This window comes from Roseobacter sp. HKCC-CH-9208 (assembly GCF_037805125.1).
Taxonomy (GTDB): domain Bacteria; phylum Pseudomonadota; class Alphaproteobacteria; order Rhodobacterales; family Rhodobacteraceae; genus M30B80.
This window is the reverse complement of record NZ_JBBLYK010000001.1, coordinates 1,266,690-1,280,855: the sequence shown is the minus strand read 5'-3', so window position 1 is coordinate 1,280,855 and position 14,166 is coordinate 1,266,690. Positions and strand designations below refer to the sequence as shown.

Annotated in this window: 14 protein-coding genes; 1 reads left to right on the top strand and 13 read right to left on the bottom strand. The window is 56.1% G+C overall.

Annotated elements, in window-relative coordinates:
• Positions 1-14 precede the first annotated feature (14 nt).
• Positions 15-890 (bottom strand): phosphoserine phosphatase SerB, encoded by an 876-nt coding sequence (gene serB / locus AAC621_RS06415; protein ID WP_340253344.1) that lies wholly within the window; start codon positions 888-890, stop codon positions 15-17.
• 150 nt (positions 891-1,040) lie between these two features.
• Between serB and AAC621_RS06410 the strand changes: the two genes are divergently transcribed.
• Entirely contained in the window at positions 1,041-2,546 is a 1,506-nt protein-coding gene (locus AAC621_RS06410) for an alpha/beta fold hydrolase (protein ID WP_340253341.1), read from the top strand.
• Here the strand turns inward: AAC621_RS06410 and AAC621_RS06405 are convergent.
• The 12 genes from AAC621_RS06405 to AAC621_RS06350 form a co-directional block, all read right to left on the bottom strand.
• Positions 2,543-3,595 (bottom strand): lipocalin-like domain-containing protein, encoded by a 1,053-nt coding sequence (locus AAC621_RS06405; RefSeq protein WP_340253338.1) that lies wholly within the window; start codon positions 3,593-3,595, stop codon positions 2,543-2,545. The genes AAC621_RS06410 and AAC621_RS06405 overlap by 4 nt on opposite strands.
• A 13-nt stretch (positions 3,596-3,608) precedes the next feature.
• Positions 3,609-6,059 (bottom strand): FtsX-like permease family protein, encoded by a 2,451-nt coding sequence (locus AAC621_RS06400; protein WP_340253335.1) that lies wholly within the window; start codon positions 6,057-6,059, stop codon positions 3,609-3,611.
• The gene (locus AAC621_RS06395) at positions 6,056-6,724 is read right to left on the bottom strand and encodes an ABC transporter ATP-binding protein (protein WP_340253332.1); all 669 of its coding nucleotides are present in this window, start codon (positions 6,722-6,724) and stop codon (positions 6,056-6,058) included. Before AAC621_RS06395 ends, AAC621_RS06400 begins: the two co-directional genes overlap by 4 nt.
• A gap of 64 nt (positions 6,725-6,788) precedes the next feature.
• A complete protein-coding gene (locus AAC621_RS06390; RefSeq protein ID WP_340253329.1) occupies positions 6,789-7,541 on the bottom strand; it encodes an energy transducer TonB in 753 nt (250 codons plus the stop codon).
• Entirely contained in the window at positions 7,538-7,963 is a 426-nt protein-coding gene (locus tag AAC621_RS06385) for an ExbD/TolR family protein (RefSeq protein ID WP_340253326.1), read from the bottom strand. The genes AAC621_RS06390 and AAC621_RS06385 overlap by 4 nt, the downstream gene beginning before the upstream one ends.
• Complete coding sequence (locus tag AAC621_RS06380) at positions 7,960-8,367, bottom strand: ExbD/TolR family protein (RefSeq protein WP_340253323.1); 408 nt, start codon at positions 8,365-8,367, stop codon at positions 7,960-7,962. Before AAC621_RS06380 ends, AAC621_RS06385 begins: the two co-directional genes overlap by 4 nt.
• Entirely contained in the window at positions 8,364-8,978 is a 615-nt protein-coding gene (locus AAC621_RS06375; RefSeq protein ID WP_340253320.1) for a MotA/TolQ/ExbB proton channel family protein, read from the bottom strand. Before AAC621_RS06375 ends, AAC621_RS06380 begins: the two co-directional genes overlap by 4 nt.
• Positions 8,975-9,646 (bottom strand): adenosylcobinamide amidohydrolase, encoded by a 672-nt coding sequence (locus AAC621_RS06370; protein ID WP_340253317.1) that lies wholly within the window; start codon positions 9,644-9,646, stop codon positions 8,975-8,977. Before AAC621_RS06370 ends, AAC621_RS06375 begins: the two co-directional genes overlap by 4 nt.
• Complete coding sequence (locus AAC621_RS06365; RefSeq protein WP_340253314.1) at positions 9,643-10,407, bottom strand: ABC transporter ATP-binding protein; 765 nt, start codon at positions 10,405-10,407, stop codon at positions 9,643-9,645. Before AAC621_RS06365 ends, AAC621_RS06370 begins: the two co-directional genes overlap by 4 nt.
• Positions 10,404-11,393, bottom strand: coding sequence for a FecCD family ABC transporter permease (locus AAC621_RS06360; RefSeq protein ID WP_445322514.1), 990 nt, complete (start codon positions 11,391-11,393; stop codon positions 10,404-10,406). Before AAC621_RS06360 ends, AAC621_RS06365 begins: the two co-directional genes overlap by 4 nt.
• A gap of 5 nt (positions 11,394-11,398) precedes the next feature.
• The gene (locus tag AAC621_RS06355) at positions 11,399-12,178 is read right to left on the bottom strand and encodes an ABC transporter substrate-binding protein (protein ID WP_340253308.1); all 780 of its coding nucleotides are present in this window, start codon (positions 12,176-12,178) and stop codon (positions 11,399-11,401) included.
• Positions 12,179-12,206: 28 nt separating this feature from the next.
• A complete protein-coding gene (locus AAC621_RS06350; RefSeq protein WP_340253305.1) occupies positions 12,207-14,033 on the bottom strand; it encodes a TonB-dependent receptor plug domain-containing protein in 1,827 nt (608 codons plus the stop codon).
• Between the last annotated feature and the right edge of the window lie 133 nt (positions 14,034-14,166).

The window sequence follows — 14,166 nt, the reverse complement described above, 5'->3', positions numbered from 1 at the left end:
CGCGTGGTTTTACTTTAGGCTTTGATAAAATCTGTTGCGGCGTAGCCTTGCATGTAAAGAAGCGCCGTTAGATCGCCGTGATTGATCCGATGCTTGGCTTGCGCTTGCACTGTAGGTTTTGCGTGTAATGCGACCCCCGCCCCTGCAAGTTGCAGCATCCCCAAATCATTTGCGCCATCGCCGACCGCCAAGACATCGGCAGGGCTAATTCCAAGCCGTAGAGTGATGTCATTCAAGGCCTTCACTTTGGCCTCGCGGCCTAAGATTGGGTCAGTCACCTTGCCTGTTAGCTGACCGCCTTCTGCGCAAAGCGTGTTTGCGCGGTGTTCGTCAAACCCGAGCCTATCTGCAATGGCCGCAGTGAAGGCCGTAAACCCTCCAGATACAAGCGCGGCATAGGCCCCATTTGCCTTCATAGTAGCCAAAAGAACGGGGCCGCCCGGCATAAGGTGAATGCGCTTTTCCAAAACATGGCTGATCACCGCGACATCGAGGCCCTTGAGCATGCTCACACGTTCGCGAAGCGCGCCTTCGAAATCCAATTCGCCATTCATCGCGCGGGCGGTAATCTGGGCCACGCGCGGGCCAACACCTGCCTCGGCGGCTAATTCATCAATGCATTCTTGGCAGATCATGGTCGAATCCATATCCGCCAGCAGCATTTTCTTGCGCCGCCCCTCTTGGGGTTGCAAAACCATATCCACACCTTCGGCCTGAAGGCTGGCCCAGATGTCTTCGAAATTGGTTGGCGCTTGCGGAATGGTGAATTCTGCTGCCGTGTTTGGGTTCAGCCACATCGCATCACCGCCGCCCAATGCATTGCGGAGGCTTGCCACTAATTCTGGTTCCAAATGGATTGCGGGATTGGTGATTAACGTGACAACAAACATGGCTTTGTCTCTTTGGGGATATGGCAAAAGTCCATTGATCCTATAGGAAATGTCCTTGGTCTTGGCCAGTCAACAATCACTTTGGGTGCGCAAGCGGCAATTTTGCGTTAGCTTGGGCCAAAGATTGGCTTGGTAAGGGGCAGACTTAGCATGATCCGCGCTGTGATTGGCCTGATACTGGGCGCGCTTCTCACATTGAGCGCCGTGATCGTCCTCGAGCGGGATCGCGCAGATATCGTGCAGCAGCAGATGCTTTGGGGTGACACTCCAGTGACATGGATGCAGCGCCCTGCATCCACGGGGCCAGTCATTATAATTGCGCATGGTTTTGCGGGGTCACGCCAACTGATGCAGGCTTATCAAATATCTTTGGCCAAAGCGGGTTATGTAACCTTTAGCTTCGATTTTGAGGGGCATGGTCGCAATCGCCAACCGATGCGCGGCGATGTCACCGCGATAGATGGCACAACCCGCTATTTGATGGAGGAACTGGCCCGCGTCACGGATCGCGCCATTGACGCGGTCGGGCAGGCAAACGGGCTGGCCTATTTGGGCCATTCCATGGCCAGTGATATCATCATCCGCCAAGCGATAGAGGATCCGCGTGTTGCGACCACCGCTGCATTATCGGTCTTTTCCTTGGCGATTACGCCTGACGAGCCGCGCTCGCTCCTGATGATCAATGGCCAATGGGAGGCAGGATTGCGCGCGGCTGCGCAATCAGTGATGCAACAAATCGGCGCAAGCGAAGGTGATCGCATTCGTGATGTGACAGGTTTCGCCCGCGCGGCCCTTGTTGCGCCGATGACCGAGCATGTCGGCATTCTCTATTCCCGCGCGGCCATTGCCGAGGTGATTGCGTGGTATGATGCAGAATTTGGCATCACCCGCGCAAGCCCGCCCTCTATCGCGCCCTATGGCGCAATAATTTTGGGCGGGTTTGCGGGGATTGTGATGGCCCTCGGTGGGCTTGCGACATTGGGATTTAGCGGCAAACCAAGGCGGGTTTTGCCAATTGCGCCGTGCGCCTTTTGGTTGGCGGCGCTTCTGCCCGCCCTCATAACGCCCGTGGTTTTACGGGGGGCATCTCTGCCGTTTTTGCCTGTAATTCTCGCCGATTACCTTGCGCTGCACCTTGCCCTTTATGGGGGGCTTGCGATTGCTATTTTGCTGATCACAGGCCATGGTTCGGTGATTTTTCCAGCGCCGCGCCGTGTTTTGCGCAGCCTGTGGATTGGGATCGGGTTTGGCGCTGTCGCACTTGGCTTTATGGGTCTTTACCTTAATCGCTATGTCGGCAGTTTTTGGGCAGGGGGCGCACGCCTGCTGCCATTTGTGATGATTCTAATCGGCGCATTGCCCGCGATGATTGCGGATGCGGCGCTGATTTCCGCCGCCCGCGCGCCAATATGGAAACGCATTTTGGTGCGTTTTGCCTTTTCGGCATCGCTTGGCCTCGCGGTCGCATTGGATTTTGATCGGATGTTGTTTTTGATCCTAATCTTGCCTGTGATCCTATTGTTTTATGCCAGTTTTGGCTTTGTCTATGGCCGATTGGGGCGGGGACGGGCGGCAGTTCTTGGCATGGGTTTGGCGCTTGGGCTGTCTTTGGCTTGGGCGCTTGCAGCCAGCTTTCCGCTGTTTCAGGCGGGTTAATATCCCGTCATCTCCAAATATCCGTGCCCTAAATGGCTGCCTGTGCTAAAAATCGGCCCTTCCCAGTAGGGGATTGTGCCGCCCATCCATGCATTGGGATTAAACGCGTTGGTGCGGATATCTAGACCCTGTTCTGGCAGGGTGATGTGCCACCCGACAGGTAAAACCCGCCCTGCCACCTCATGTGTCACAATAGGCGCCATGCGGAGTGCGCCATCACCATAAGCGGTGGGTTGGCCATTTGCCGAGATCCATGTGGCCGAGGTAAATCGGGTCTCATCGCGGCTGCGCAATGAGAACCCCATCAGCTTTTCACCCGTTTCAAAATGAAGCGATACCCAATCCCATCCCGCTTGATCCGCTGCCAATGGTTGCGATGACCATTCGCGATCAAGCCATGCTTGTCCTGACACTTGCCGTGCCCCATCGGGCAAGGTGATGGTTCCGCTGACCTCGTAAAATGGTTGGGAGTAGTAATAGCTTGCCTGACCTTCATTCGATTTCACTGAAAACCCATTCACCCCGTGGCGCACGAGCGGGCCATGAGCCGTGAGGGTGAGGTCATATGCAAATGTGTCGCCGCGCGCGCTGACAATGATCTGGTCAAGTGCATCTGTCTCTGATGCGGAGTTTAAAGACTGTAGCCCCCAATCATCTATCCAGACCTCAAGCAGATCATCGGTCAGTAGGGCCCCCGCTTGGCCTGTGCCACCACGGGCATAGCGTTCGCTGTGGTAATGCTGATCTGGCAGGGTGACAGCGGTATGGCCGAGCCAGATTTGCCCGTCTTCCCACACATTGCTTTGGCCATCAGCGGGGCGAGTTGCATTGCGAAACACAGTCCATTGCGCCCCAAGCGGGTTTCCTGCGGCATCGGTTAGATTAGCGGTCAGATACCACCACTCAATACGATAATCGGGGTGAGCCGTGTGATCCTGTGGAAACGTGATCGGTCGGTTCGGATCGACCACCGCATATCCTTCGGCGCTGAGGCCAAGCCCCGCGAAACCCTGAGCATGGGCGACAGGGGCAATCCATATAAAAGCCAATGCAAGTAGCGACCTAGCGTTCATGGGCGAATAGTCCAAGCAACCGATGGGGTGAGAGACGCGCCAATTGCCATGCGGGCCATAGGGCGGCAATCGCGGCAGCCGCTGCCGCCAAAGCGCATAGTTTGATCAGATCCGCAGGAAAGATTTGCAGTGGCAGGCGCCATCCAAAGGCCTCAACATTGATGATGGCCAAAAGGTAATGTGCCAAAGCAAGACCCAGAGGCAGCGCAAAAATGGCGCAGAAGCTCGCAAAGGCGATGATCCGCAAAAATTCGGCCCAGGCAAGGTTCCGCCGCCGCTGTCCTGCAGCCCAAATCGGGGCTATTTGCGCAAGACGCATTTCAGACAGGGTCAAGAGGCTTGTGAACATGGCGAACCCTGCCACCCCAAGGGTCAGCGCATTCAGCGCATAGGTCACTTGAAAGGTTTGTTCGAACACCCGCAGCGAGATGTCTTTCACAGCCGCTTGATTGATCATGGATTGCGCGGAGAGGCCTGTAGCCTCTGTGATGTCAGCCGCTAAATCTGTGACCGTTGCAGGATCAGTGCGCAGCGCAAAGCGCAAAGGCGGGGATTCGGGGAAGAGCGTCTTAAACAGATCAAGTCCAATGATCGCCTGCCCCTCGGGGTTTCCATAATCTGAATAAATCCCAAGGATTGGCAGGGTGAGGCTTGGGGTTACATCAAAATCTTGACCCAGTTCCAACCTTTCTCTGCGGGCGAGTTGTTCGTTGATCACAACAGCTTGGCCTTCGGCCATCTGTGACCACGCGTCAGGCAGGGCCTCGAGAAATGGCCAGTGATCCCGATATGTGGCGTGATCCACCAGCCCATGCAATTCGGCGGGCAATCCTCCAAATCGCGTAGCTACTAGGGCGAAGGGCAAAATCGCGTCAACACGAGGTGTAACATAGTCGGTGACACGCGCCGCTTGTTCGGGTGAGGCGGTGGTCAAATACATCTCGGACGCAAGCCGTTGATCCAACCAGCCTGTAAAGGTTGCTCGAAACGAGCCAACCATGGTGGATACGCCAATATTCGTTGAAAGCGCCAATAAAAGCGCCATCAAAGATAGGGATAAGGCAGGCAAAGACAGACGCATATCAGCTAAGGCCCAGTGCAAAAACGGGGCCCTGACCCGTGTTGCGATGCCCGCCAAAAGCACCGATAGGCCAAAGGGCAAAACCAATGCGGCTCCCAATAAGAGCGCAGCCAAACCGATAAAACCCATCATCAGGCCGCTGCCAAAGATCACAACAAGGCCAGATAGGGCTAAAAGGCCTAGGCCTAAAAGGGCTTGGATAAGGCGTAAGGCGGCACTGGTTTGTGCCCATGAATTCGGTGTCGCTGATCGCAAGATCGGCAAGCGCGCCACCCGCCAAAGCGCAGATGCCCCCGCAATCGCGGCCCCGATCACGGACATGGCTAGGGCAGCAACGGCCCACATCGGATCAAATTGCAGCACTGCGCCGATATCGGCGCCGTATAGCCCCCGAAGGCTTGCGGAAACCTCTGGCAAAAGAGTTGCGGCCAAACCATACCCTAAACCAAGACCAAGGATGCCTGACCCAAGTGCGAAAACCCCAAGTTCCGCAGCCAAAAGCACAATCAACCCACCCAATGGCACGCCAAGCGCGCGCAAGGCCCGCAGGCTTGTGCGGCGTTGCTCAAAGGCCAGACCAATGGTGGCGTGGGTGATGAACAAACCCACAGCAAAGGCAAGAAAGCCAAAGGCCGTTAGGTTGAGATGAAAGCTATCTGTCAGCCGTGCCAGATCATTGCTGGTTTCGGCCTGCTGAAGGATCAAGTCACCGCGTAAGGCAAGCCAAGTGTCAATCGGCACAAGGCCAAAAGGCTGGGGTGCTGAGACAATCAACGCGGTTGGCCCCATCTCACCCACAAGCTGTGCGATTGTTGCGATGTCGCCGATGACCAAGCCCGTTGCCAGCGTGTCATCATAGCTGGCATTGCCCAAGATTGTGCGCCCGTGTTCGGTCAAATCAGGGGGCAGGCCGCGGGATGCCGTGTCTGATGTCATCAACACCTGACCGCCCAGAAGAATATCCGTCACGGGGATGCTGCCAGATTGCAGGCGTTCGGGAAGTGCTGCGACTGGCAAGGTTAGAGGGTCAATCCCAAGCACACGTAAGGCATTCGGGCCAGAGCCAAGCCGTGCCTCAAGAAGCGGTGAAACAAGATAGCCTGCGCGGCGCAATTCGGAAAAGATCGCTTGATCCATAGCGCGGCCATCTTGGCGCAAGATGCGGTCAAATTGATCTTGTCCCAATAAATTCGCGGCGCGGGCATAGCTTGCGCGCGCTTCAGCGTTGAGGGCCTGAACCCCCGACCACAGTGCCGTTGCCAGTGCAAGCCCCGCAATCAGCGCAAAAACCTGCAAAGGATGTCTGCGCCAATGGCCCAAAAGCGCCGATAGGGTGGTCAGGATCAAGGCGCGGTTCATGGATCGAATGCCTGCAACTGCCCGCGTGAGAGATGTCGGCGCGTCTCGCAGGCGGCGGCAATCCGTGCTGAATGGGTGACCATCAAAAGACCCGCCCCGCTTTCTGCGATCAGTCGTAAAAAAAGTGATAGCACTGCTTGGCCATTTTCTTCGTCAAGGTTTCCCGTTGGCTCATCCGCAAGGATAAGGTCAGGGCGCAGTGCCAAGGCACGGCCAACGGCAACGCGCTGTTGTTGCCCGCCTGAAATTTCCTCTGGATAGCGCGTCAAAAGCGTCTCTAAGCCTAGGTTTTGTGACAGATGCGCGATCCAATCGCGATCATATCGACCCGCGAGCCGCGCTTGAAAGGAAAGGTTGTCACCAATGGTCAAAGCGGGGATCAGATTGAACTGTTGAAAGACCAGACCAATCGACAGACGCCGAATGGCGGCCAAGCCCCCATCATCCAATTTCGTAATATCTTGGCCCTTGATCAGAATTTCGCCGTGATCGGGCCGTTCTAGACCTGCCACCAAGTGAAGCAGGGTAGACTTTCCCGCCCCGCTTTCCCCCGTCAATGCAAGGCTCTGGCCTGCGCTCAGTTGTAAGGACAGGTCGTTTAAGACAGTGATCCGACCTTCACCGCTCTCAAAGGATTTTGAGACATTGCGCAGTTCTAATAGCATAATTCACCCGTGAGCTGTCGTGACAAAACATAGGCCGTTTTGCCCCGTTGCACAGCGCGGCGGGCTAGCGCAGGCGCAAGGGCAGATCGAAATTATATCGTGCGGCGCTAATCCCATCTGGTGCGGGTGGATATGGGCTTGCCTCTGCCACAAAAGCCAAGAGGGCTGTGTCCAAATCAGCTTGGCCCGTGCCCGCCAGAATTCGAACATCATGAAGGCGACCATCGGCATCAATCACAAGCCGCAAGGTTGCTGCGCCGCGCCCGCGTGGGCGGCTGGGGCTGCGTTCTAATTGATGTAAAATTCCGCTGCCCCAATGGGACATCAAGCGCATGATCACATCCTGATCTTCGCTGTTTGTGACGGCGGTTGTGGTGGTTGGCGCGGCCTCGGCCCCACCGCTTGCGCGTGTTGAAGGGCGCGGTGCGGGGGCGGTGGGCGTTGGCGCGTTTGGAACCTCAGGTTCTAGCGCGGGTGCCGCCTCTTGCAGTTGCGGTGCCAACTCAGGACGGCTTTCGGTCAGGTTTGGCGGTGCAAGCGGTGCAATTTCTGAGTGCATGGGCGCAAGTGGGGCAGCCATCGGTGGGACGTCCGGTATGACTTGGCTGAATTCGGGCGGCCGTGACCATTGATCAACAAGGGCCGCCAAATCTTGCGGGGCCGCCGAAAGCGACAGTTGCGCATGCCCGTGATCGCCTGCCGCTTCATCCCCGACCATGTTTTGCGGCGCCCCTGCGCCAATCCAAGTAGCAGCACCCAGATGCAGCCCAAGCGATAGGGTAAGAAACCCAAATATTTGCGCGCCAAGTCGGATCATAGGGCGCCCCCTGCGCGGGTGATGAGGTCGACACGCCCCACACCAATCGCGGCAAAATCTGCCAAAGCGCGCGCCAGATCTTGGGCGGGTAAGGTGGCATCCAGCGCAAGTTTCAGGGTAAATTCAGTCTCTGCACCCTGTAACAGAGCCAACCGAAGTTCCGCCAACACAGCCGCGCGGCCCTGTTCGGCACCATAGTGCCACAAACCATCCGCCGCGATATACAGCACCGCCTCGCGCGCGGGATCTGATGCTTCGGCTAAGGGTGACACGGGCAGGGTCAGTTCCACAGGCGCCTTGGCGCGTAAGGTTGCGCTGGTGAGAAAGAAAATCAAAAGCAAAAAGACGACATTGATCATCGGCACCATATCAAGATCGGCCAAGTGTCGTCTGCTGCGGCCTTGTGCGGGGTCAAGTCTCATTCAATCACCGCAAGATTGTCTAAACCGCCCGCCCGCAACGCGGCCATCAAGGATAACAACTGTTGAACCGTTGCACCCACCTCAGGACGCAGAATGATTTTTTGTGCGGCTTCGGATGCATCTTCTTGGATCAGGTTGTGCAATGCGGGGATGAGATCAACGACATCTATAACCTGCCCATTTAGCATTAGATGATCGGCCCCGAGTGTAACCAAACGCGGCGGGCCTTCATAAATCATGGTGGCGTTTGCGGCGGGTGCGGCGGGACGCATAGATACGGTGCTGTCGCGGCCCATTTGTGCGGCGAGCATGAAAAAAATCAACAACAGGAACACCACATCAATCATCGGCGCAAGGCTAGACTTGCGTCTGCCGATGCGGGGTTGGTGAAAGTCTAACCTCATGCCGCGGGGCCTTTGATTGCAAAAATACGCGTGGCGATATCTTCAAAGCTGTGGCGCATTTTGTCATGGATGGTGTCGAACCATGTCAGGCACATCGCAACTGGGATTGCCACGGTCATGCCTGCGGCGGTGGTTAAAAGGGCGGCCCAAATCCCCCCTGCAAGCGTGGCAGGGTCGGCATTCCCGCCCTCAAGCTGAAGGGCTTGGAACGCGTCAATCATGCCCAAAACCGTGCCCAACAGGCCCAAAAGTGGCGCAATCGTCACAACCAATTCCAAGGCACGCAACCCTGCGCTGATCTCTTGAAGCCGCGCGCGGGCGATGCGGGCAATTTCTTCCTTGCGGCTGCTTTCATCCCAGTCGGGGCTTTCGCGCAGGCGGATCGCATCACGGGCAAATTCTGCGCGCATCCCGCTGCGCGCCGCAAGCACGGCGCTGACATCCTCACCTGCGCACCACTGCGAGATTGCCGCATCGGTGGTCTGGCCTGAGCGAAGCGCGCCAAGGCGCAAAAGCTGACTGATCTTCCACAGGATCACCGCGAGGCTGATCACAGAAAGCGCTGCAATCAACATAAGGATTGGGCCGCCTTTGAGAAGTAATTCGATCATGCCGTTGCCTCTTCGCTGAGATAGGTGTCGCAGGCTGTCCGCACGGCATCATAAACCACGCGTCCCAATGCGTGACCGATTTCTGTGTGCAGTCCTGCATAGGCGTGGTGCTGATCTTCGCCTTGGACGCAGGCCAAGGTCAGGCAATCCGTGCCTGTTCCTGTGGCAATGACGGGCGCGCCGCTGACCATGACCTCATAGCGCGCCTCCATGACGGCGGCTGTGCGCGCCTCGGCCATAATGGTCAGTGCTTCAATCATCGCGGTTTCACTTAGGCACTGATTGAGACGGGCAGCAATGTTGATCGTGCCATACTCTTCAGGGCGAGCAAGGCGGCGGTGGCCGATGCGTTCAGCATTTGACAGGCCAAGGGTCACCAATGCCTCTGCTTTTGTCTGACTAACCACTGCCGTGTCAAAATGGTGAAAGCGGATATCGCGCGATGTCAGCATCGCGATTGTCTGATCCGCGTGGGCAAGCCTCTCATCAACTTGGCCCTCCAACCACGAGATCACATCAAAATCGGGCGGCAAATCGGCATTGCGCACCTCGCGCCACGCAATCTGTTGGGCAGAGACAAAACCGCCTCGATAGGGGGCAAAACTGAGACAGGCATGCGGTTTGCCGAGATCCCAAATCAGCCATGGATGGGTCAGGGTCGCGGTCATTCGACAACCTCCAAGGCTTGAAAGATCAGTCCCTGTTCTGATTGGGTGATATGCGCAGTGATGCCGAAAACGCGGCGAAGATGATCTTCGGTCAACACTTCCTCGGGCGGGCCTTCTGCAATTTTTTGGCCGCGATCCATCAGGATCAATCGATCACAAAACCGCGCCGCAAGGCCCAGATCATGCAGCGAGACCAGCGCGGCCTTGCCGCTTTGCGTCAGGCTTTGCAGATGCGCCAGCGTGGCAATCTGGTGACGCGGATCAAGCCCTGCAACGGGTTCATCGGCCATGATCAGCGGGCAGTTTTGTGCAAGTGCCCGCGCCATCAGCACGCGCGCCTGCTCGCCGCCTGACAGGGCCGTGGCAGGGCGGGTGGCAAACCCCGTCAAATCCATCGCGGCCAAGGCGTCAGAGACGGCGGCGTGATCTTCGCCGCGTGGGGATTGCCCCGCGCCTAAATGTGGAACGCGGCCCAGCATGACCAAGGTTTCCACTGATACAGGCCATACAATTTCGCGGGTTTGCGGCAGCCATGCGACAGCACGGGCACGCGCATTGGCTGGCAATGCGCTCAGCGATGAGTGGCCTTGATGCGGCAAAAGTCCAAGCGCGCCACGCATCAAGGTAGTCTTTCCTGCGCCATTGGGGCCAATCAGGCCAACTAAATCGCCTGCCTGCAATTCAGTGCTGACCTGATCCACAACAGGGCATTCCCCGCGATAGACCGTAAAACCCTGCAAGCTGAGACATGATGTGGTCATAGCTCGGCCCGCCTTGTGCGATAGATCAAATGCAGGAAAACGGGCGCGCCGATGATGGCCATGACCACACCCAATTTTAGGTCACGATCAGGCAAGATGATGCGCGCGGCGATATCTGCTGCCAAGACAAGTGCCGCGCCCCCAAGCGCCGATGCGGGCAGAAGCCGTGAGGGGCGTGCGCCCACAAATGGCCTAAGGATATGCGGGACAACAAGCCCGACAAACCCAATCGCCCCAACCACGGATGTCGCCGCCCCTGTGCAGGCTGCGACCCCCAAAACCAAAACCCACCGCAAGCGGGTCAGGTTGATCCCTAAGGATGCGGCCGCATCTTCGCCTAAGATCAGCGCGTCTAGCCCGCGTGACGTTGACAAGATCAATATCCATCCCAATGCCATAAAGGGCAGGGCAATGGTGATATGAGAAAAGCTGCGGTCTGCCAGTGATCCCAACATCCAAAAGACGATTTCAGAAGTTGCAAAGGGGTTGGGTGACAGGTTCAAAACAAGTGATGTGAGGGCCGCCGCCAAAGCGCTGATTGCGATCCCCGCAAGGATAAGGGTAAGTGACCCACCCCGTGGCCCTGCCAAAAGCAGCAGCAGCACCACGGCAACGCCCGCCCCGAACAGGCCAAAAAACGGCAAAGCAAACATCATCTGTGTGGCCAGACCCGTTTGTAAGGTGACCACTGCCCCCAACGCGGCCGAGGAGGATACACCGATCAATCCAGGTTCGGCCAAGGGATTGCGCAGATAGCCCTGCAAGGCTGCCCCTGAGAGCCCCAAACTTATCCCAACCATGATCGCAAGTAAGGCGCGCGGCAGGCGGATTTCTTGCATGACAAGGCTGACAGCATCGCCTGTGCCGCCAAAGAGCGCGGAAAGGCTGTCGGCCATAGAAAACCCGGCGGGGCCGATCAAGAGCGAAGCCAAGGTCAAAAGCCCCACAATCAGGCCAAGACCCGTGAAAAGCAGTTTTTGCGACACCCCGCTCATCCATCCATCCTCGCGCGAAGGCCGCGCAAATCTTGGATCGCGCGCAGGACGACAGGGGTGCCACAGACCCAATCCGCATTGGATTGCGTGCGCATCGCGCCAAGATGGGCGAGGGCGGGATGTGACATGACCTCTTCGGAACGGGAGTTGCCTGAATAAAGCTCGGCATGGATGAGCAGATCGGGCTGCGCCAATGTTAACAATTCCAGATCAAGCCGCCCTGATCGGCTGCGCCCCATTTCTTCGGCAATGTGACGAAACCCTGCAATCGTGATGATTTCATGGCTGAGCGTGCCTGTGCCAAGGCTATAGCTGTTGGGGTAGTAAAACGCTGCACGCGGGCCAGTCGGGGCCGCGCGTAATCGTGCCAAATCTGCCTCGAATGCACCTGCCAACTCGCCCGCGCGGGCGGTTTGGTGAAGAATTTCCCCTATCTCGCGAATGCGGTCGCTGACCTGATAAAGATTGGATACAATATCAATCTGCGCTGTGGCAATGCCAAGGCGGCGCAGCATATCCAAGACCACAGGATCGGAATATCGCCCCGCCACGACCAGATCAGGGCGCATGAGGAAGATTTCCTCTGCCTGCCCGTGGTTGATTGGATAGGCCCGCGCCGCCTCTGCCATAGGTGACATATTGGGATCGGTCGCGATATCGGACACCGAGATCAACTGCCCCTCATCAGCAAGCATCATGGCCAGCTGATCGGTGCAAAGGTTCATAGACACCACACGCAAAGGTGCGGTTTGGGCATCGGCGGCACTGGTAACCATCAGCGCCGCCATGCAAAGCGATATCAGCCTAAAACGTGCCACGAACCCCGATATAGAGTGCGCGGTCCGATGTGCCGTAACCGCGAGTGGTTTGGTATTCTTCGTCAAAAACGTTGTCGATACGCAAGAAAAGTTCCGCACCGTTGGCCAAGCTGTGGCTGATGTTTGCGTTTACAACAGTATAATCTTCAAACCGTATTCCTGATTCAAGTCGATCGGATACAGATTGTAGAGAAATTGCTGCATTCATATTATGGTTGATCGGAGTAGATGCAGACAAGCTTAGATCTCGGCGCGGCACCCGATTAAGTCTGCTGCCATTAGCAGCCCGTGCATCGGTCGAAGTGAAATTCGCCCCGATCTGAGCATCATTTACAAAAGAATAGGACAACCCAAGTTCGTAGCCATCAGAACGGCTTGTGCCGGGTACTTGCGAATAGCCGCTGCTCCAAGAAATTAAGTCGGTGATCTTTGTTTGAAAAACTGCGAAATCGGCTGTCAGGCGCCCCAATTGATGTTCAACTCCAAATTCAAGGGACTGGCTTGTTTCTGGCTGCAGGTCGGGGTTGGGTGTACTGTCAAATGGTCCGTACATTTCATTTAGAGATGGAGCCCGAAAACCCGTAGATATGGATGTGCGAACAAGTGTGTTGGAACCTGCTCGCCAGGCAACGGCAACACGGCCAGTCGTCTTGGAGCCGAAATCTGTGTTGTCTGTAAGTCGAGCAGAGATAGACATATCGATCGCTGAAACTGGAGAAAATAGTAATTCCCCAAATATTGAGTGTGTTTGATAATCCGCGTAGGTCGGGGATGAAGCCGTAGCTGAGTAGTATCGTTCAGACATTGTCTCAGCTCCAATGCTTAAAACATTTCCCGCACTCAAATCGTATGAACCAAGATATGTAGCTTTATCTCGTTCGCCCTCAAAGATTATTCGACTTCCTGACAGTGGATCAGTTCTTGAAGTTCTTGATCCCTCAATCCCAAATTCGTGCACGGACCTGTCTAGAGCGGCCGTTGCAAATATACGCCCTGCGTTCATTTGAAAATCTTGATAACGTGGCGCATCTCCTCCAGCGCCGCCCGAACTATCAAATTCAAAATTAGAATTTTGCAGGACTAGGCTTGCACCAAGGGTAAAAATTTCTGAAGCTTGAAACTCACCTCGCAGGCTAAAGTCAATCGAGTCAAATCCATCGGCTTCTGTGTTTCCAACATTTTCATCAGCTGCAGAGAATCCCTCAGTACTGATATGACTGAGGCTCATCGCTAAAAACCCACTTTCGAAACGAGTACCGTAGGTAAGCCCAGTGCGGGCCGTATTGTAACTGCCCACTTCGGCGCTGTAGCCTAGTTCACTACCAATCTCTTCTGGTGCCTCGACTGTGGTAATATTGACCGCACCTGCGATTGCGCCAGAGCCGAGGATCGCAGATTGGGCTCCATAAAGGACTTCTGCAGATGCGATACCGGCTGAAGTTAGCTTTCCAAAATCAAATCGGCTTTGCACTGAAGACGGGTCCGTCACGTCAATTCCGTTAATTCTTACGGGGATATAATTCCAGTCCAGTCCTCGAACCCGTATAGTTGCCGAGGTGCCAATGGGGCCATTTTGCGTTATGTTTACGCCAGGTAAAGATTCTAAAAACTCAGAGAATTGCAGCCGTCCGCGTCTAAACATTTCTGTGCTTGAGATCCGGTTGACGCGTACCCCCGTCCGATCCCGCGCTACATCTGTGAGGCTTGCGGAAAAGACCAATTCATCAAGGGTGAATACATTTTGTGCGGCCAAGGGTGTGGCGGCGAGACCTACGCACAGCGCGGCGAGGCTCAGAGTGGAAGAGGGGCGCATTTTTGCTCTCCAATTACGAATGGTTGGCAAGGCACATGCCTTGCGCAAAAGTGAATGGTCATTGGAGGGTTGGCCCTTCCGCAGACGGCGATTTGTGCCACCACTACGGAATTGTCCGTTGCCCGCTGCGCCC